This is a genomic window from Kitasatospora sp. NPDC002227, from assembly GCF_040296285.1.
Lineage (GTDB): Bacteria > Actinomycetota > Actinomycetes > Streptomycetales > Streptomycetaceae > Kitasatospora.
Genome location: NZ_JBEOWY010000058.1, coordinates 36,083 through 53,454, shown reverse-complemented (window position 1 = coordinate 53,454; position 17,372 = coordinate 36,083). Strand labels below are relative to the sequence as shown.

The following is a 17,372-nucleotide window of genomic DNA, read 5'->3' as shown; positions in this document are numbered from 1 at the left end:
AGCCCGCCCGCCAGCGTCAGCAGGGTCGACTTCCCCGACCCCGAAGGGCCCATCACCGCCACGAACTCACCCGGCCGCACCGCCAGGTCCACCCCCCTGAGGGCATGCACCTCGGTGGTGCCCCGGCCGTGGACGCGGGTCACGCCACGGAGCTCGAGTATCGGCCGGGCCGTCTCGTATGTGGTCACATCTCCCCCTCGGAGGTGGGCAGCACGGCATACATACTCGGTATGCCGATCGATATACCGAGTATGTATACCTGGTATGCATGCCTCGCTCAAGGCCGGGGGGTGGTCACTCCTCCTCGGGCTCCGCCTCTGCCTCTGCCTTGGCCTCGGCGGCCCGGACCTGGGCGGCGAACTCCTCGGCCGGGATCCGCTCGACCGTGGCGCCGTGGCGGGCCGCCAGCTCGTCCGCCGGGGCTGGGGAGTGCTCGTGCAGGTCGAGCACCAGCAGGGCGGTGCCGTCCTCGACCCGGGCGCCGAGCATGATCAGACCTGCCCCCTCCTCGGTGTCGCGGTTGGTCTCGGCCGCATTGCCCAGGGCCGCCCCGGCCGCCATGCCCAGCAGTGCCCCGATCGGGCCGCCCAGGGCGCCGATCAGCGCGCCGGCCACGCTGGAGCCGACCGTCCGCACTCCGGCGCCCTTCACCCAGCTCTCGGGCGCCGAGAGCTCCCCCTCGGCCGTCCGCACCAGCACGGCCACCTGGCGGATCCCGGGAAGGTGCTGGGCCTCCTCGTTGGCGGCCTGCCACCCGTCGCCGCCGGCGAAGCCCAGCAGCACCACGCTGTGCGTCTCCTTGCCCGCCTCCGACATCCGCGCCTCCTCTCGCTCCGGTCCTGCTCGATCCGCCTCATCCTGATCGCGCGTTCCGTCCGCACTCCGGAGGCCAGGCCCGGCAGGCGCCCGCATCACCGGAACGGCGGCAGTCCGGTTTCGGCCGAGGTGATCACTCCGCGCACGCCGTAGTCATCTCAGCTGATGGTGTGTCACAGTTGCTTCTCCTGCGCGGCATCAGAGGTTGGGGGAGCGGCGATGGTGCCGGAGCGCGTGGCACGGCAGGCTGCGGAGCTCGGCCTGGAGGTGTACCGGCGGAGCTACCCGTACAGCGGACTGGCCTGGTTCACCTTCGCCGGGATGTTCCTGGTCGAGACGGTCGCCCTGGGGCTACCGCACTCGCCGATCCGGGCGGCGGTGCTGCTGGCCGGCGCCGTGCTGGTGCTGGTCGCGACCGTGGCCGGCCTGTGCACCCGCCTCCGCAAGGCGGTGTACCTGTTCGAGGACGGTTTCCTGCTGGTGGGCATGTGGGGGCAGCGCAAGCGGGCCGGGCTCTGGGAGGCGGCTTCCGTCCGGATCAAGCGCGTCAACCAGCGCTATCCGGGGCGCCCGGCCTTCGCGTACGCGGTGGATGTGGACGGGCGGGAGTGCTTCGGCTTCGGCGAGCGCCAGATCGTCCGCGGCACCCGACTGGCCCTCGACGTCGCCGAGATGACCGCCCCCTGGCGGGTGGCGGCAGCCCTGCTCGCCATCACGCGGCAGGGGGCGGTCCTCCTCGGCCCCCTGCGCTTCACCGGTGACCGCATCCAGTCCGTCGAGCTCCGCTCGAACATCGATCTGCCGATCGCCGAGATCACCCGGATCCGGCTCCAGCCCACCGGCAAGCGGCACGAGCCCTTCGAGCTCCAGCTCTCGATCCGCGACGTGCCGACTGACGTCGCGCTCGGCATCCCGGCGATCGACCGGGTGGCGATCGCCCAACTGATCGCGTCCTTGGCCGACTTGCGCGTCTCCTGACGCCGCCTCTGCTAGGCCAGCTCGGCGATCAGGGCCAGGGCCTCGTCCAGCTTCCCGATCTCCGCCGCGCTCAACGTCGGGTTCGCCGCCCGCCGGGCCTTCGCCTCGGTGAGCAGCAGCCCCTCCGTACCGCCCAGCGCCCGCAGCAGCGCCGCCAGCCCGGGCCGGGCGATCTCCGCGATCTCCGGCATCGTCACGGCGGCCTGCGCGAGGATCAGCACCGACATCGCGGAGTCCAGCCCGGGCGGCCCGTCGATCGCGGTCCCCCAGTCGATCACCACCGGGCCGGCGGGGGTCAGGAAGACGTTGTCGGGGTGCAGGTCCATGTGCAGCACCCGGTGCCGCGGGTCCGTCGACTCCCGCGCCGGTATCCCGTGCAGCCGCCCCAGCAACTCCGCCAGCACCTCCCCGGCCCACTCCGCCGTCACGGCCCCCTCGGCGAGCGCGGCCAGCATCGTCCGCCCCTCCAGCCGCTCCATCACCAACTCACTCGCCGCCTCCCCGCCCCACACCTCCGGCACCGGATACCCCCACTCCCGCAGGTACCCCATCACCGCGACCTCCCCGGTCGCATCGAACCCGTCCCGGTACCGCCGCAACACCCTCCCCTCCCCGGCCGCATACACATCCGCCATCCGCCCCACCCCGACCAGCTCACCGATCTCCATGACCGGCGAACCTAGCCCCGCCCCGCCCCCGGCACCACTTCCACACCGCCCGGGGTTATCACTGCCCGACCCCGAGACCTGATCCGCTAGGCTGTCGGTGGTCACACGTTGATCCACCCCGCCTCATTAGCTCAGGGGATAGAGCACGGCTCTCCTAAAGCCGGTGTCGCAGGTTCGAATCCTGCATGGGGCACATGCTGTGACCTGGCGGAACGCTAGGTATTGATCATGGAAAACCCTCTCCGGGGTCAGTCTCGGAGGGGGTTTTTCCGTCAGGTGGGGACAGGGTGAGGAAGCGCTGTCAGGCAGCCGCCTCGGTGGGGACGTAGCGGGGGACCCGGTCGTTCGCCGAGACTGAAACAGGGGCGGGCCCGGCAGTAGGGCAGTGCCGTTCAGGCGAAGCATCCGCCTGATGCCCGTTCAGGCGGGTGGCACGGCCGTGATGTTCCCCGCCGGCCTGGGCCGGCTCGCCGCCGCCGGGCCTGCCGAGCACGTGTCGGCCTTGCCCGCCCATCTCGCGGGTTCGCACGGCAAGGATTCGCCGGGCTCCTACCGGGTGTCGGCGTTGGTGGTGAGGACGAAGCCAAGGCTGTCCAGACCTTCGGCCTGGCAGAGACGGTCGGACGCGCCGCCCAGTTCGGTCTGGAGAAGCTGATAGGCGGCTCCGTTGGCCCTGCCCCAGTGCATGGCAGCCCGCCACAGGGTCCGGCCATGGCCGTGGCCGCGCTGGTCGGGCAGGACGCCGAAGTACTGCGGTAGCAGCCGGTCGGCTCCGGCCGAGTCCTTCATGATTTCCATCGGGCCGATTGCCCCGACCACCCGCTCGTCGGTGGTGAGGGTCAGCAGGGGGCCGCCGAGCTGATCGTCCTGGAAGCGGTCCCAGAGGAACACGAAGCCGTCTGCGGTCATCTGTGAGGCGAAGTCGGCGAAGGTGGCCACCACAGTCGGCGGGTGCTCGCGCAGGTTTCGTACGGTCGTCTGCGGTGGTTCGTCGTGGGTGAACTGCTTGAGCTGAATCCTGGTGCACGCCGTCCCGGCTGGCACCAGCGCGGTGGCGCCGGGCTGGAACCACACGACGCGGGCCGACTGGGCGCCGTGGTCGGCCGCCAGCTTGGCCGCCGTGTCGAGCAGGTCCGGAAGGTCCGGCGCCTCCGTGCCGTAGTGGTGCAGCTTCACGCAGCCCCGGCCGCGGCGGGTGAGGGTGGGGATCAACGTCAGACCGGGGCGGTGGACGACGGCTGAGGTCAGGACCGTCTCGTCCTTTTCGGCGCTCCACCGCTGGTCCTTGTCGTGCGGGAGGAAACGGCCGGTGCCGGCCACGCCCAGGACATCGGCGAAGAGGTCCGTGCTCAGGGCGCCCGGGTGGATCGGGCCGAGGGCCGGCACGTACGGCACGGTTAGCACGGGGCTCAACCAGTCCCACTCCAGTTCCATGACCGAACCCTACTCACGGGCGCCTCGTGCCGCAGGCCCCGGCGGGATTCCGCCGGGGCCTGCGAGGTTCTGACCGCTTGAGGGCTAGAACGGGTTGTCGTCGCCCGCGTTGCACGAGCACTTCGTGGACTCGGCGAGGTCGTCCAGGTCGTCGACGAGCTCGATCTCGACCACGCTGGCGCGGGTGGCACCGAGCTGGATCAGGGCTTCCGGCTTCACGCGGGTACCTCTTCCTTCTGTCGTCCGTGCTGGCAGTAACTTGCGAGTGGTGCCTTCGCCTCCTGGTAGAGCTTGGCCATCGGTCGGCAGACCCCGCAGGAGCCTGAGAGCTGGCAGCCGGAGCACCCACCGGTGCGAAGCATGAGGGAGTCGGCGATGGCGCCGAGCTTGCGAAGCCCGTCGACGCCTTCGGCGATCAGGTCCACGTTCGGATCGCGGCCGACCTTGCAGATCGACGCGATGCCGTGCGGGTCGGAGTGGAAGAACGTGTGGCCCGCGTTGCAACCGGAGAACACCTTGCGCTGGCGCAGGTGCTTGGCGGACTGGGCGGGCAGGGTCTCGCCGCCGCCGTAGATCGTCGGGGACATGTTGACGTACGAGTTGTGCTCCAGGCCCCAGTCCTCCGCCATGGCGACCATTGCGGCCTCCTCGTCGGCGGAGTGCTCGGTGACGACCAGGTTGAGGCGCATCGGGATGCCCGCCTCCAGGGCTGCGGCCATGCCCTTCCGGAAGGTGGCGAAGGAGCCCTTGCGGCGGGTCAGGCCGTCGTAGCTGGCCGCGCTCGCGCCGTAGACACTGACCACAACCCGGTAGGCGGGCAGCCGGGTCAAAACGTCGAGGATCTTGGGCCGCCACAGCCGGGAGCCGTTGGTCGAGACCGTGATCATCATGCCGAGTTCGGCGGCGAGGGCGTACGACTCGGTGAAGTCCCGGTCGACGGTCGGCTCGCCGCCGGTGATCTGGAGCCACAGCACCCCGGCCTGCTGCATGGTGTGCAGCAGCTTTGCCTTCCCGTCCATCGACAGGCCCTCGAACTTCTTCTCGCCGAGATAGCAGTGCTCGCAGTCGTAGTTGCAGCCGAGGTTGATCTCCCACGACGCGCGGCTGTACTGCGGATCGGCCTTCGGCCGCACCAGCAGGAAGTCCCGGGCCGGACGAGCGACCGACAGGTCCATGGCCCAGCGTTGGCGTGCGGCCTTGACCAGCCAGGACGGTGCCGGCTGCCCGGCAGCGGCGGCCTGTTCGAGCTCGGTGTACTGCTGGAGGGGGACCTTGATCCCTGCGGTGCTGCCGGGGCAGACGACCAGGTGGTCGTTCAGGAATCGGCTGGCGATGAGTTGATGCACGTCCATCCTCCTCGATCGGTTGGGCGGCCCTAAGCCGGGCGGGATCACTGCTATGAGGTGCGGGCCACGGCCGGGGACAGCCGGGCACTGGGGCGGCGGGGCCGGTGAGGGCGTATCGGCGGCCGTCGACGGGGCCACCCCCGACGGGCGAGTTGGCGTGCCGCCCGCCGGGGGCGGACCAGGAACTGGCGGTGGGTCATCGGCTGCTCGGGTAGTGCCAGCTCGGCCCAGACCTTCTTGCCGCACTCGGTCCGCTCCGCGCCGTGGCTCTTGGCCAGTTGCTCGACCAGGAACATCCCGCGTCCGCTTGCTTCGTCAGGGCCGACCAAGCGCGGCCGGGGCAGGGCGGGCGAACCGTCGTAGACCTCGACCCGGAGCTGCCGAAGACGCGGGTGCACATACATGTGGATGATCAGCATCGCCCCCTTGGTGTGCCGCACCGCGTTGGTCGCCAGCTCCGTGAAGACCACCGCGATGGCGTCGCGGGTGGCGTCGTCCAGGTAGACACCCCAGTCGGTGATCTGGGTGTTGACCCAGAGCCGGGCCCTCGGCACGGAGGCTGGGTCGCGGATCAGGACGGTGGTCGAACTGTGCACGGGCATGGCGGGGAACCCTTCGACGCCTGACGGGAGATAGACGGCTCCCACCGGGGGATGCCGGCGGCCGGGGACCGGTCCTCCAAGGGGAGTGACTCCCCGGGTGACCTGACTATGAGTCAACAGGTGTGCGCCGGGCGTGAACACGGTAGAGAGACCACTGATCTCTGAAACCCTTGAAACCTGGCTCATGGGGGGACACTGGTGACACGCGAACGGACACCGAACCACAGGCTCGCCGCGCTGGTCTCCGAGTGCCGGTGGGTGAGCCACGGCGAGTTCGCCCGCGCCGTCAACCGAGCTGGCACCGAGGCCGGGTTCAAGCTCAAGTACGACGAGTCCGCCGTCTCCCACTGGCTCTCCGGCACCCGGCCCATGACCAAGTACCGGCAGGTGGTGCTGGAGGCACTGACACGCCGTCTCGGGCGTCCGGTCACCGCGTTCGAAGCCGGGTTCGCCAATCAGCCCGACGCCCTGCCGACATCCACGGATACGGTGGCGGGACTGATCGACCTCGGGAGCATGGACATGGACCCATCGCGCAGGGGCGTACTCGGGGCGGGCCTGTACTCGGTCGCGCTCACCATCCCTGGCTGGCCGGACCACATCGGGCGGTTCGAGCGGCTCAGGACTGACCCGCACACCCGGATCGGCATGGCTGAGGTCCAGTCCGTCATCGCCATGACTGAGAGGGTCAGCGAGATGGACGACGTGTTCGGTGGCCGGACCGCCCGGCCGATGGCGGCAGCGTTCCTGGTCAACACCATCGCCCCGTACCTCAAGGCCACAGCCTCCGACGAGGTGCGCAAAGCGATGCTCTCCGCCGCCGCCGACCACCTGTATCTGACCGGGTACATGGCGGTGGACGAGCGGCTGGACCCACTTGGGCAGGCGTACTACAAGAAGGCGCTCGAGCTGTCCCTGGCGGCCGGAGACCACCTCACCTACTGCACCACCCTGCGGGGCATGAGCGTGCAGGCCGTCGAACTCGGCCACGGCAGCGCAGCCCTGCGGTACGCGAACTCCGCCGCCGCGGCTTCACCCGAGGCCGGCCCGAGGATGCGCGCCTTCCTCGCTGGCCAGCAGGCCCACGCCCTTGCGCAGATCGGCGACCGCTCGGGCGCGCTGGCCATGCTCCGCGAAGCCGAAGTCGCCATGGAACAGGCCGAGTCCAAGGCCAAGGCACATGGCTCCTACGATCCGGCCTCGTTCTCGTACCACGTCGCCCAGGTCAACTACGAGCTCGGCGACCGCGAAGGCGCGATCCGCGCGCTCCAGCACTCCGAGAAGGTGAGGCCCGCCGTCTACCGCCGGGCCCGGGTCCGGCACCGAGCGATGGTCGCGGAGTGGCAGCTCGAAGCCGGGCGACTGGAAGAAGCCGTCCTCAGTTGGCACCTCGCCCTGGACGACTTCCCCCACGTCCAGTCAGGCCGGGCGGACGACCGCTTCCGCACCATGCTCTCCGCCACCCTGCCACACCGCCGCAACCCCCACGTCCGCGAACTCCTAGACCGAGCCTGGCCGCTCGCTCCTCGACCGGCCTGCCAGCCCCAGCGGAGATCAGTGTGATGACTGCGGTGATACCGAAGTCGGCGAGCGATGTCATGCCAGCCAGGATGTTGGATACGGGTAGGCGATGCAACGATTCGTGGTCTGGGTCAGGCGCGGATCCGGGTGGCCGAGGCGGCCGGGCGATGTGTCAGTGAGGGTGGCCCCACCGGATCAGCCGAAGGCCGGAGCCGTTTTGCTCCGGAAGGTCAGAGCCCAGGTCGCGGGTCTGCCGGTGTGACTGTCCAGCAGGGTGCTGCCTGGGGGTGGCCCACTTGGTACAGCGGATCATCGGGTGGGGACGTGGTGGGGGACACAAGGACAGTGAAGGCTCGTGACTGGCAGGGGGACGTCTACTCGGCACGGGCCATCTGACCTGCTGTGAAGCAAGAATCAGGGACCGAGAGTGGCCAACCGTGAGCCCGCAGGACGTCCTCCTGAAGCCGGTGTCGCAGGTTCGAATCCTGTATGGGGCACGGAGCGCGTAGCGCTGATGCATGACCGAAGGGCCAGCTCAGGGGGTGTGTCCCCGGGGGCTGGGTCTTTTTTCGTTGGAGTTGCTGGATGGGCGCGGCGGTGGGGGCGGGCAGTCCCGGGTGCGGTGTCATGGGGGTGTGATCGGTTCGCGGGGTGCGGGGGTGCCGGGTTCGGGTTCGGGTGGGTGGTGGGTGGGGGTGCCGCCGGCGGCGGGGGCGGTGGTGATGGCTACCGGGATTGTGTCGGTGGGGCTGCGGTTGGTGGGGCAGGCGGTGCTGTCCTGGGTGTTGGTGGGGTTGGCGGCGGTGGGGTGGGGGGTGCTGGCGGTCGCGTTCGGGCTGACGTTCGTCAGGGACCGGGGGCGGTGGCGGGCCCATGCCGATACGCCGGCGGCGTTGTGTGCGGTGGCCGCCACGGCGGTGCTGGGGACTCGGGCGGCGCTGGAGGGGTGGGTGACCGGTGCCGGGGTGCTGTTGGCGGTGGCGGCGCTGGCCTGGCCCGGGCTGTTGGTGGCGGTGCTGCGGCACTGGCAGCACCATCTGCCGGGGGCGGTCTTCCTGGTGTGCGTGGCGACCAACGGGCTCGCGGTGCTGGCCGCGACGCTCGGGACGATCCAGCACCGCGACTGGCTGACCTGGTGCGCCCTGGCGGCCTTCGTACTGGGCCTGGGGCTCTACCTTGCCGCGCTGACCAGGTTCGACCTGCGGCAGGTCGAGGACGGCCTGGGGGACCAGTGGATCGCGGCCGGCGCGCTGGCGATCTCCGCTCTGGCGGCGGCCAAGCTCACCGCCTGGCCGCACTGGACCGGCGCCGCCCACGCGACGCTGCGCGGCACGGCCCTGGTGCTGCTGGTCCTCGCCCTGCCCTGGTTCGTGGTGCTGCTGGGCGCGGAGGTCCGGCACCCCCGGCCGCACTACAACCTCCGCCGCTGGGCCACCGTCTTCCCGCTCGGCATGACCGCCGTCGCGACGCTCTCGGTCGGCTCAGCCACGGGTGTGCACTGGCTCCGGCCGCTCGGCCAGGTGCTGCTCTGGATCGCCGTCGCCGCCTGGGCGGTGACGGCCGCGCTGCTCGTCGCGACCTCCCTCCGCCGGAGCCGTTGAGGCAGAGGCAGAAGGACCTGTTCGGAGCTGGTCAGCCGGCGTAAGAGATGGACGACTTCGGCCCCCGGGAGGATCTCCCGGGGGCCGAACTGCTACCGGAGGTGCGCCGGGTTTAGTACCACTGGAACCAGAGGGCCTCGATGGGGAGGGCCTGGCCGGTGGTGCCGATCTGCTCGGTGCCGAAGTTGCCGCCGATGTAGGTGGGGCCGCCCTGCCAGCCGATGTTCCGGACGTGGGCGTCGGCGTGGAAGGAGGAGACGGGGCTCCAGCCGTCCTCGAAGTAGCGGATGGCCTCGATCGGGGTGTTCATGCCCTCGGTGCCGATCTGGATGGTGCTGTGGGCACTGTCCAGGCACACGTAGTTGGCGTCCCAGCCGTAGTTGGACCGGTGGGCCCTGAAGCAGAGACGGGCGGGGTTGTTGCCGACGTTGAAGTGGTACCGGACCGCCTCGACGGCGAGTGCCCGGCCGGTGGTGCCGGCCCACTCGCCGTCGCAACGCCAGTCCTGCCAGCCGACGTTCTGGATGTGGGCCTGGTAGCAGAAGTTGCCGGACGGGGTGTCGCGGGCCTCGGCGGTGCCCGCGGCGGTGAGGGTGGCCGCCGCGGCGATGGCCACCGCGGCCAGGGTACGGAGCGTGCGCTTGATCATGATGTGTGTCCCCCCGGGAAGATGAGAGCGGGCATCTTGGCAATGCCGGGGCAAAGACTATTGATCAAGGTCCCCGTCCGAGCGCCGACGCGCCCCGGTGTGGCGGGGATCACGGGGGCTTAGGTCACCAGGAGAGGGGGCCAAGGGCTCTGGGGGTGCAACAAGGAACAGAGGCAGGGTTGGCGGGTCGGGTGCGTGCCGCCGCCAGCGGCGGCCGGGCCCGGCAGGCCATGTCCCCTACCGATGCGAGTTCCATGTCGACCGTCATAGACACCGCGCCGTACACGAGGTTCCACCGCAGGCTGGCTCTGGCCTGCTCGGGTGGGCCGCTGCTTGACGGATACATCCTCAGCATCGTCGGAGTGGCGCTGATCGGGATGAAGCCCGAACTCGGGCTGAGCGCAGGGGAGATCAGCCTGATCGGGGCCGCGGCGCTGGTGGGGATGTTCGTCGGCGGCGCGGTGTTCGGGGTGCTGACGGACAAGGTCGGCCGTGAAGTGATGTACACCGCCGACCTGTTGGTGATGATCGGGTGCTCGGTGGCCTCCTTCTGGGCCACCGATGTCTGGTTGGTCGTGGCGCTGCGCTTCGTGCTCGGGATGGCGGTGGCCGCCGATTACCCGATCGCGACCTCGCTGCTCGCCGAGTGGCTGCCGACCAAGCACCGGGGCCGGCTGCTCGGCAAGCAGATCGTCGCCTGGTACGCCGGGTCGGTGCTCGCCTACGTGGTCGGGTACGCGTTCCTGCGCCTCGGCGGGGACGGCAGTTGGCGCTGGATGCTGGCCAGTTCGGCTCTGCTCTGTGTGTTCTTCCTGGTGGTGCGGCGCGGCTCGCCCGAGTCGCCGCTCTGGCTCGCGCAGAACGGGCGCGGGGCCCAGGCGGTCGAGATGGTCCGCCGGCATCTGGGCCGGGAGGTGACGGTCGAGGAGCTGACCGCCACGGAGCAGGACGCAGGCGGCGGGATGCGGGCGCTGTTCGCACCGGAGTACCGGCGGCGGACGCTGTTCTGCGGGCTGTTCTTCCTCTGCCAGGTGGCGCCGCTGTTCGCCATGCTGACCTTCGGGCCGCAGATCCTGGGCGCGTTCGGGATGCCCGGCGGCACCGCGATGAACACCCTGGGTACCGGGCTGATCAGCCTGGTCTTCCTGGTGGGCTGCTACCCGGCGCTGCGAGCCATCGACAGCCACGGGCGGCGGCCGACCATCATCTGGTCCTTCGCCCTGATGATCGTGCCGCTGGCCTTCCTCGGCCTCTGGCCGACGGCGCCGGCGCTGCTCGCCCTGCTGGCGCTGTGCGGGTACGCCTTCCTGTGCGGCGGGCCGAACGTGCTCGACTGGACCTACCCCAACGAGCTGTTCCCGACCAGGATCCGGGCCACCGCGGTCGGGTTCGCCACCTCGGTGAGCCGGATCGGCGCGGCGGTCGGCACCTACCTGCTGCCGCTCTCGCTGAGCGGGCTCGGGATCGGCCCGACCATGCTGATCGCCGCCGGGCTGACGGCGGCGGGGCTGCTGGTCTGCGTGCTGTGGGCGGAGGAGACGAAGGGGGCGGGCCTGCAGCTGGCCGCGCAGGCCACGCGCTCCCGTCCGTGGGAGGCGGGCGCCAGGGAGAGTGTGGCGGCCACGGCCCTGCGGTAGTCCCGCGGGGTGGTGCCGTAGCGGTCGCGGAAGAGCCGGCTGAAGTGCGAGGCGCCGTACAGGCCGGAGCGCTCGCCGATCACGGCGACCGGGAGGTGGGCGAGGCCGGGGTCGCTCAGCTCGGCGCAGCAGCGGGCCAGGCGTTCGTCGCGGATCCAGCGGGCGGGGCTGGTGCCGTGCTCGCGGAAGATCTTCTGCAGGTAGCGGAGCGAGACGTTGTACCGCTGCGCGATGGTGGCCGGGCAGAGGTCGGGGTCGGCGAGGTGCTCGCGGACGTAGTTCTGGACGCTGAGGATCAGGGACTGGCGGGCGACCTGGGAGTCCGCCGCCTGGGTGCGCATCCGCTCGGTGAACAGGGCGGCGGTGAGCCCGGCGACGCTGCTGCCGAGCAGGTCCACCGCGGTGTCGATCTCCTCGCCGTGCTCCTCGAGTTCGGCCAGCAGGGCGGAGAGCAGTGCGGCCAGGCCCTGCCCGCCGCCCCACGGCCCGGCGGTGAGCAGGCTCGCCTCCTTGGGGGTGACGCCCATCAGCCGGTGCGGGACGAGCAGGCTGACCATCCGGAACGGCTTGGGCAGCACGAGCTTGAAGGCCCGGCTGGTGTCGGAGCAGATCAGCTGGGGGCCCCGGGCGACGCCGAACCGGCCGTCCTGGAAGACCCAGAGCTCCCCGGCCAGCATCCGGCTGAGCCGCAGGAAGCCCTCCGCCTCACGGTCGATCAGGCGGCCGGGGCGGATCGCCTCGAAGGGCCCGCCCTCGGCCAGGCTCACCAGCACCTCGCCGAAGCGGTGGCGCGCGGTGGTGCCGCGTAAGTCCGCGTCGTGCTCCCGGACGACCTGGACCCCGGAGGGGCTCGCCACCGGTCTGGGATCGGTGACGGGAGCGGTGACGGGAGCGGTGGCGGCCCGCTGGACGGTCGGCGACTCGACGTACGGCATGCGTGCCACCCCTCCTGGGCCTGCTCTTCTCCTGGTAGCAAGAAGAACATACGGACTGGGCGGTTTCCTAAGGGCATCGCAAACTTCGATGAGCCGAGGCCGCGACGGTCACCCGGCCGTGGAGCCCGACAGGGCCGGCCGCTCGGGGAGCCGTTCGCAGGGCAGGCCGGGGATGCGCTGCACCTGCCAGCCTCGCTCCCAGAGCCGCTGCACGGTGGGCAGCGCGGAGGAGGGCGAGACCATCAGCTCGACCAGCCCGCTGACCCCACCCGGGGCGTGATCGATCGTCATGTCTTCGACGTTGACGGCCAGTTCGGCCGCATCGGCGAGCAGGCGCGCCAACTCGCCCGGCTGGTCGCCGATCAGTACCCGGACGGGGGTGCAGCGCAGGGTGGCGCCGTTCTTGCCCGGGATTCGCTCCCGGCCGAGCCGGCCGCGGTCGAGCAGCTCGGTGACCTGGGTGAGCCCCAGCGAGCGCTCGAGCTGGTCCTCGCCGGCCAGCCGGCGCAGGGCGGCCACCATCGCGGAGAGGTCCTCGGCCAGTTCGCCGAGCACGTTCGCGACGGCGTCCGCGTTGGCCTCCAGGATGTCGCCCCACAGGCGCGGGTCGCCCCCGGCGATCCGGGTGACGTCCCGCAGGCCCTGGCCGGCCAGCTGCGAGGCCTCGTCGGGCGAGTGCTGCAGCCGGGCGGCCATCAGCGAGGCCACCACGTGCGGGGTGTGCGAGACCAGGGCGACGGCGCGGTCGTGCGAGTCGCTCTCCATCAGCACCGGGACGCCCCCGGCGAGCGCGACCACCTCCAGGGCCCGGTTGAGCGTCTCCCGCGAGGTCACGGCGGAGGGGGTGAGCACCCAGGAACGGCCCTCGAAGAGGGTCGCGCAGGCGGCCAGCGGGCCGGAGCGCTCCCGGCCGGCCATCGGGTGCCCGCCGATGTAGCAGTCCGGGTCGGCGATCCGCTTGAGCACGTCCCGCTCCGGCTCGGCCTTCACGCTGGCCACGTCGGTGTAGCTGCGGGCCAGCCCCTGGGCCTGCTCGGCGGCCAGGGTCCGGCCGACCAGGCCGGGCGGCACGGCGAGGACCGCGATGTCCACCGGCTGTGAGGGCCGGCCCACCACCCCCGCGCCCAGCGCGGCGGCGGTGCGGGCCGCGGACTCGTCGGTGTCGAGCAGGTGGACGTGGACCCCGCGGCGGGAGAGCGCCAGCGCCACCGAGGTGCCGATCAGCCCGGTGCCGACCACGGCCGCGGTACGGATCACCGGACGCCGCCGGCCCCGGCGAGGCCGGCCCCCGCGAGGTCGGTACGGAGCGCGGCGGCCCCGCCCAGGTAGACGTGCCGGATCTCGCACTTGGGCCGCTCGCACTCGGCGTGCACCAGGATGCGGACCACTCTGGGCAGCGCGCCCTCGATCGACAGCTCCTGGGCGCACATCAGCGGGACGTCGGTGAGCCCCAACTCTCTTGCCGCCACGGCCGGGAAGACGCTGTGCAGGTCCTGGGTGGCGGTGAAGATCACGCTGATCAGGTCGTCCTGGCCCAGGCCGTTGGCGTCCAGCATCTCCTTGAACAGGGTCTTGACGCTGTCGAGCATCTCGCCACGTTCGTCCTGGTCGAGCTGGATGGCGCCGCGCACGGCTCGTACGGTCATGTCCGTCCTTAGGTGGGAGCGGGTGGGGAGGGGGCTTGCAGGGCTCACTCGTCCAAGAAGTCGGGCTGCTCGGCGACGATCTCGTCCCAGAGCAACTGGAAGCTGAACCAGCCGAGTTGCTCGTTCCCGAAGCCCTCGCCGGCCGCCGTGGCCTGCTCATGGCTGAAGGTCTTGGGGGTGCCGGCCGCGTAGGCGAGCAACTGCACCTGGGCGCAGCTGTCGTAGGTGAAGAACCAGTGCACCGCCTCGTCCAGCGAGCCGCCGACGGTGATCAGGCCGTGGTGGCGGAGCAGGATCGCCCGGTTGTCGCCGAGCTTCTCGGCGATGTCCCGGCCCTGGGCCAGCGAGGTGGAGGGGCCCTCGTAGTCGTCGTACATCACCTGGCGGCCGTAGAACGCGCAGGACTCCTGGTCGATCGGCTCGAGCAGGCGGCCGAGCGCGCCGAGGGCGCGGGAGTGCGCGGTGTGGCCGTGGGCGGCGGCCGCGGCGCCGGGCTGCAGCTCGTGGATCTGGGAGTGGATGACGAAGGCGCTCGGGTTGACCCGGTGCCTGCCGTGCACGACCCGGCCCGAGGCGTCCACGCAGATCAGGTCGGACATCTTGACGTGCTTGAAGGAGACACCGAAGGGGTTGACCCAGAAGCGGTCCTGGTGCTCCGGGTCGCGGACCGAGATGTGGCCCGAAATCCCTTCGCCGAAGCCGTACTTGCCGAACAGTCGGAGCGCCGCGGTGAGGCGCTGCTTGCGGTGGCGGCGGGTCTCCTCCGCGGTGGCGAAGACCGGCTCGCCGGGGATCGGCAGACCGGTGGCGGTGTCCGCCAGGAACTCGGCGCGGGGCTCGTCGACGGTGGTCATGGTGCGCAGTCCTTCCAGGAGTGCAGAAGCGGGAGTCAGACGCCGGCCGGGACGGCCTCGCGGAGGGCGGCGGCTGCGGTCTCGGTGTGGTCGAGGATCGCGGCCACGATGTCCACGGCGCGGTCCACCAGGGAGGGGACGCCGAAGGTGAAGAAGAGTGCCCCGGCGGCGATGTTGCCGAGCCCGTACAGGCGCGGGTCGGGGCGGCCGTTGACGGTCAGCCTGCTGGTCTCGCGGGCCAGGTGCAGGCCGCCGTGCGGGTGGCGGCTGGCCGCGTTGCCGCGCATCAGCGACGTCACCAGCGGGAGCGCCTCGGTGGGGATCTTGCCCTCGGAGGCGTTGACGGCGCTGACCACCCGGTCGGTGTGCAGCTGCCGCCCGTCGGCGGTGACGACCTCGAAGCCGCCGGCCTCGGCCGGCCGGATGTCCTGCAGTCCGGAGTGGATCTCCAGGCGGCCCTGGTCGACCAGGTCGAGCAGCACGCCCGCGCTGCCGGGCGGCATCGGGCAGCACAGGCTCATGATGGTGCGGTAGTGCGAGCGCAGCACCCGCACCTTCTCCTCCTCGCGCAGCCAGGGCCAGACGTCCGGCCCGGTCTCCGGCACCGCGCGCTGCAGGATCCGCAGCCCCAGCTGCGGGGAGTCGACCTCGGCGATCTGGCGGCGCAGCCGCTGGACGGCGTCCTCCTGGTCGACCCGCAGGATCTCGCCCACCACGGCGTCCAGGTCGGCCTCGGCCTCCTGGAACTCGGCGCGCATCACGGCGCTGACGTCCTCGATGGTGAACTCGATCAGCTCGGCCGCCATGGCCTTGAGCCGCTCGGGGGTGAAGTGCCGCAGCTCGAAGTGGACCGGCCGCTGCCGCACGCCCGGCAGCACGCCGCGGCGGGAGAGCAGGCTGATCCGGCCGCGGTGCCCCTGGGCGCGCAGCGAGAGGATGATGTCGACGGCGGTCAGGCCGCTGCCGATGATCGAGACGCTGTCGCTCTCCCCGACGTCGGCGAGCTTGTCGACGACCGGGTACGGGTCGCCGACGAAGCCGGGCGCGCCCTCGAGGCCGTACACGTCCTTGGGGCTGTCGCCGCCGACGCAGAGCACGGCGTAGTCGAAGGCCCGGGCCCGGCCGACGCCGGTGCGCAGCAGCACCCGGTCGGGCATCCGGGTCGCGGAGGTGACCTTCTCGCCGACCAGGTGGACCTGCCAGCCCTGGCGGCGCAGGTCGCCGAGGGCGGCGTAGGCGCTCTGCTCCAGGTACTCGCCGTACACCGTGCGCGGCACGAACCGGGCGCCGGAGTAGTCGTCGACGCCGATCGTGGCGCCGACCACGCGGTCCCTGGTCTCCAGCCAGCGCTCGAAGTGGTGCAGGTCGCCGGCCCGGACCGACATGTCGTCCGGGGTGGCGTTGACCTTGAGCGTCTCGGTGTCGAGCTGGTAGGCCCGGCCGCGCCAGAGGTTGGCCGAGGCGTCGAACACCGTGATGCTGCCGGGTTCGGCCTCGGCCCGGGCCAGTGCGTCGATCAGGCAGACCGCTGACGCGCCGCCGCCGACGACTCCGATGGAGGATCTGCGGGGCATGGCTCAGTTACCTACCTGCTCGGACTCGAAACGGTGGAACCCGCCCTGGACGAAGATCAGCGGGGACCCGGAGCCGCGGACCCCGAGCGCGACCACCTCGCCGATCACCATGATGTGGTCGCCGACCACCAGGTGGTCGCGGGTGCGGCACTCCAGCCAGGCGGGGGCGTCCAGCAGCAGCGTGCCGGTCTTCTCGCCGGTTTCCAGCGAGAGTTGACGGAGTTTCTCCTCGCGCTCCTCGCGGGGGCGGGCGAAACTCCGGGCGGTGCCTTCCTGGGTGGAATCCAGAATGGAAACTCCCCAGACCTTGGATTCCATCAGGTCGGTCAGGAAGACGGATTCCGTGCGCAGGCTGATCGAGACCAGCGGCGGGTCGAGGGACACGGAGGTGAAGGAGTTGGCGGTGATGGCGTCATGGCGACGGGTGGCACCCTGGTCCGAGTAGGTGCTGATCACGCAGACCCCGGTGACGAAATTGCGCATGACGTCGCGCAGGTCGTTCTTCATGCCCAGCCTCTCTGTTCGACGCTTTCGAGCCTAGGGAGAACGCCCGTGCGAGGTTTGCACCCGCGCGCACGGAGTATTGCCGATGCACGCATCCCCGCCGCCGGATATCCCGTCCGCTCTAGGCTGGCCGGAACAACCGGTAATGGGAATAAGGGAGTTGGTCGCGGGAAAGGCGCTATACCTGACGAATTATCGGGCTGGTCGAGGCGCGGAACCTGCTGCCGGCGATCCGAAGGTGGCGCTCGGCCGGTGATCGCGGGGCGCTCAGGCGGCGCCGCGGGCGGGGGTGCGGACCTTGACGGCGGCGAGTTGGGCGTGGGCCGTCTCGACGGTGCGGATGATGTGGGCCGCGAAGGGCAGCAAGGTCCGCCCGGCCTCGGTCAGGACGATCTGCCGGGCGCTGCGGTCGAAGAGCTGGACTCCGAGCGACTCTTCGAGGCGCTGGATCTGTGCGGTGACGCTGGACTGGGCGTAGTGCAGGTTGCGGGCGGCTAAGGTGAAGCTCAGCTGGTCCGCCACGGCGCAGAACGCACGTAACTGCTGAAGGTTCACGGCATGGCTCCTTCCTGTGCGTGTCCAGGGGTGGGCCTAGTCTCGCAAACAA

General features: G+C 70.9%; 18 protein-coding genes, 1 tRNA gene and 1 pseudogene. 5 read left to right on the top strand and 15 right to left on the bottom strand.

The window, feature by feature from the left end; all coding sequences use genetic code 11:
* On the bottom strand, nt 1-188 hold a 188-nt coding region (locus ABT095_RS33560), incomplete at its 3' end, for an ATP-binding cassette domain-containing protein (protein WP_350533338.1).
* A 106-nt stretch (nt 189-294) separates the two neighbouring features.
* Nucleotides 295-816, bottom strand: a complete 522-nt coding sequence (locus ABT095_RS33555; protein WP_350533337.1) for a histidine kinase — start codon at nt 814-816, stop codon at nt 295-297.
* Between the two features lie 219 nt (nt 817-1,035).
* Between ABT095_RS33555 and ABT095_RS33550 the strand changes: the two genes are divergently transcribed.
* Nucleotides 1,036-1,794, top strand: a complete 759-nt coding sequence (locus ABT095_RS33550; protein ID WP_350533336.1) for a hypothetical protein — start codon at nt 1,036-1,038, stop codon at nt 1,792-1,794.
* 11 nt (nt 1,795-1,805) lie between these two features.
* Here ABT095_RS33550 and ABT095_RS33545 read toward each other — a convergent pair whose 3' ends face one another.
* Nucleotides 1,806-2,462 carry a phosphotransferase gene (locus ABT095_RS33545; RefSeq protein WP_350533335.1) on the bottom strand — a complete coding sequence of 219 codons (657 nt, stop codon included), beginning with the start codon at nt 2,460-2,462 and terminating at the stop codon, nt 1,806-1,808.
* 120 nt (nt 2,463-2,582) lie between these two features.
* On the opposite strand from ABT095_RS33545, the gene ABT095_RS33540 reads away from it, so the two are divergent.
* Nucleotides 2,583-2,655, top strand: a tRNA-Arg gene (locus tag ABT095_RS33540).
* A 356-nt stretch (nt 2,656-3,011) separates the two neighbouring features.
* Here the strand turns inward: ABT095_RS33540 and ABT095_RS33535 are convergent.
* The 4 genes from ABT095_RS33535 to ABT095_RS33520 form a co-directional block, all read right to left on the bottom strand.
* Nucleotides 3,012-3,896: a GNAT family N-acetyltransferase gene (locus ABT095_RS33535; protein ID WP_350533334.1), complete on the bottom strand. Its 885-nt coding sequence runs from the start codon at nt 3,894-3,896 to the stop codon at nt 3,012-3,014.
* An 84-nt stretch (nt 3,897-3,980) separates the two neighbouring features.
* Nucleotides 3,981-4,115 carry a hypothetical protein gene (locus tag ABT095_RS33530; RefSeq protein WP_350533333.1) on the bottom strand — a complete coding sequence of 45 codons (135 nt, stop codon included), beginning with the start codon at nt 4,113-4,115 and terminating at the stop codon, nt 3,981-3,983.
* On the bottom strand, nt 4,112-5,248 hold the full coding sequence (locus tag ABT095_RS33525; RefSeq protein ID WP_350533332.1) for a radical SAM protein: 1,137 nt from the start codon (nt 5,246-5,248) through the stop codon (nt 4,112-4,114). The genes ABT095_RS33530 and ABT095_RS33525 overlap by 4 nt, the downstream gene beginning before the upstream one ends.
* 44 nt (nt 5,249-5,292) lie before the next feature.
* Nucleotides 5,293-5,844: an ATP-binding protein gene (locus ABT095_RS33520; RefSeq protein WP_350533331.1), complete on the bottom strand. Its 552-nt coding sequence runs from the start codon at nt 5,842-5,844 to the stop codon at nt 5,293-5,295.
* A gap of 195 nt (nt 5,845-6,039) precedes the next feature.
* Between ABT095_RS33520 and ABT095_RS33515 the strand changes: the two genes are divergently transcribed.
* Both ABT095_RS33515 and ABT095_RS33510 read left to right on the top strand, forming a co-directional pair.
* On the top strand, nt 6,040-7,407 hold the full coding sequence (locus tag ABT095_RS33515) for an NsdA family TPR-like regulatory protein (RefSeq protein ID WP_350533343.1): 1,368 nt from the start codon (nt 6,040-6,042) through the stop codon (nt 7,405-7,407).
* 575 nt (nt 7,408-7,982) lie between these two features.
* Nucleotides 7,983-8,966, top strand: coding sequence for a tellurite resistance/C4-dicarboxylate transporter family protein (locus ABT095_RS33510; RefSeq protein WP_350533330.1), 984 nt, complete (start codon nt 7,983-7,985; stop codon nt 8,964-8,966).
* Nucleotides 8,967-9,078: 112 nt separating this feature from the next.
* Here the strand turns inward: ABT095_RS33510 and ABT095_RS33505 are convergent, their stop codons facing one another.
* Nucleotides 9,079-9,615 carry a hypothetical protein gene (locus ABT095_RS33505; RefSeq protein WP_350533329.1) on the bottom strand — a complete coding sequence of 179 codons (537 nt, stop codon included), beginning with the start codon at nt 9,613-9,615 and terminating at the stop codon, nt 9,079-9,081.
* Between the two features lie 254 nt (nt 9,616-9,869).
* On the opposite strand from ABT095_RS33505, the gene ABT095_RS33500 reads away from it, so the two are divergent.
* The gene (locus ABT095_RS33500) at nt 9,870-11,252 is read left to right on the top strand and encodes an MFS transporter (protein ID WP_350533328.1); all 1,383 of its coding nucleotides are present in this window, start codon (nt 9,870-9,872) and stop codon (nt 11,250-11,252) included.
* Between the two features lie 50 nt (nt 11,253-11,302).
* Here the strand turns inward: ABT095_RS33500 and ABT095_RS33495 are convergent.
* The 7 genes and pseudogenes from ABT095_RS33495 to ABT095_RS33465 all read right to left on the bottom strand — a co-directional run.
* A pseudogene (locus ABT095_RS33495) lies at nt 11,303-12,187 on the bottom strand (helix-turn-helix transcriptional regulator); the annotation flags it as partial.
* A gap of 108 nt (nt 12,188-12,295) precedes the next feature.
* On the bottom strand, nt 12,296-13,441 hold the full coding sequence (locus ABT095_RS33490) for a prephenate dehydrogenase (protein ID WP_350533342.1): 1,146 nt from the start codon (nt 13,439-13,441) through the stop codon (nt 12,296-12,298).
* A complete protein-coding gene (gene aroH, locus ABT095_RS33485) occupies nt 13,441-13,833 on the bottom strand; it encodes a chorismate mutase (protein WP_350533327.1) in 393 nt (130 codons plus the stop codon). The genes ABT095_RS33490 and aroH overlap by 1 nt, the downstream gene beginning before the upstream one ends.
* 44 nt (nt 13,834-13,877) lie before the next feature.
* Nucleotides 13,878-14,687 carry a class II aldolase/adducin family protein gene (locus ABT095_RS33480; RefSeq protein WP_350533326.1) on the bottom strand — a complete coding sequence of 270 codons (810 nt, stop codon included), beginning with the start codon at nt 14,685-14,687 and terminating at the stop codon, nt 13,878-13,880.
* Nucleotides 14,688-14,722: 35 nt separating this feature from the next.
* Nucleotides 14,723-16,261 carry an FAD/NAD(P)-binding protein gene (locus ABT095_RS33475; RefSeq protein ID WP_350533325.1) on the bottom strand — a complete coding sequence of 513 codons (1,539 nt, stop codon included), beginning with the start codon at nt 16,259-16,261 and terminating at the stop codon, nt 14,723-14,725.
* Between the two features lie 3 nt (nt 16,262-16,264).
* Complete coding sequence (locus tag ABT095_RS33470) at nt 16,265-16,768, bottom strand: flavin reductase family protein (RefSeq protein ID WP_350533324.1); 504 nt, start codon at nt 16,766-16,768, stop codon at nt 16,265-16,267.
* Between the two features lie 264 nt (nt 16,769-17,032).
* Nucleotides 17,033-17,320, bottom strand: coding sequence for a LysR family transcriptional regulator (locus ABT095_RS33465; RefSeq protein ID WP_350533323.1), 288 nt, complete (start codon nt 17,318-17,320; stop codon nt 17,033-17,035).
* Between the last annotated feature and the right edge of the window lie 52 nt (nt 17,321-17,372).

Excerpts from the sequence above, each read along its gene's own strand:
- ABT095_RS33545 (WP_350533335.1), bottom strand. The coding sequence starts at position 2,462 with ATGGAGATCGGTGAGCTGGTCGGGGTGGGGCGGATGGCGGATGTGTAT.
- ABT095_RS33525 (WP_350533332.1), bottom strand. The coding sequence starts at position 5,248 with ATGGACGTGCATCAACTCATCGCCAGCCGATTCCTGAACGACCACCTG.
- ABT095_RS33550 (WP_350533336.1), top strand. The coding sequence starts at position 1,036 with ATGGTGCCGGAGCGCGTGGCACGGCAGGCTGCGGAGCTCGGCCTGGAG.
- ABT095_RS33480 (WP_350533326.1), bottom strand. The coding sequence starts at position 14,687 with ATGACCACCGTCGACGAGCCCCGCGCCGAGTTCCTGGCGGACACCGCC.
- ABT095_RS33505 (WP_350533329.1), bottom strand. The coding sequence starts at position 9,615 with ATGATCAAGCGCACGCTCCGTACCCTGGCCGCGGTGGCCATCGCCGCG.
- ABT095_RS33500 (WP_350533328.1), top strand. The coding sequence starts at position 9,870 with ATGTCGACCGTCATAGACACCGCGCCGTACACGAGGTTCCACCGCAGG.
- ABT095_RS33535 (WP_350533334.1), bottom strand. The coding sequence starts at position 3,896 with ATGGAACTGGAGTGGGACTGGTTGAGCCCCGTGCTAACCGTGCCGTAC.
- aroH (WP_350533327.1), bottom strand. The coding sequence starts at position 13,833 with ATGACCGTACGAGCCGTGCGCGGCGCCATCCAGCTCGACCAGGACGAA.
- ABT095_RS33555 (WP_350533337.1), bottom strand. The coding sequence starts at position 816 with ATGTCGGAGGCGGGCAAGGAGACGCACAGCGTGGTGCTGCTGGGCTTC.
- ABT095_RS33475 (WP_350533325.1), bottom strand. The coding sequence starts at position 16,261 with ATGCCCCGCAGATCCTCCATCGGAGTCGTCGGCGGCGGCGCGTCAGCG.
- ABT095_RS33470 (WP_350533324.1), bottom strand. The coding sequence starts at position 16,768 with ATGAAGAACGACCTGCGCGACGTCATGCGCAATTTCGTCACCGGGGTC.
- ABT095_RS33520 (WP_350533331.1), bottom strand. The coding sequence starts at position 5,844 with ATGCCCGTGCACAGTTCGACCACCGTCCTGATCCGCGACCCAGCCTCC.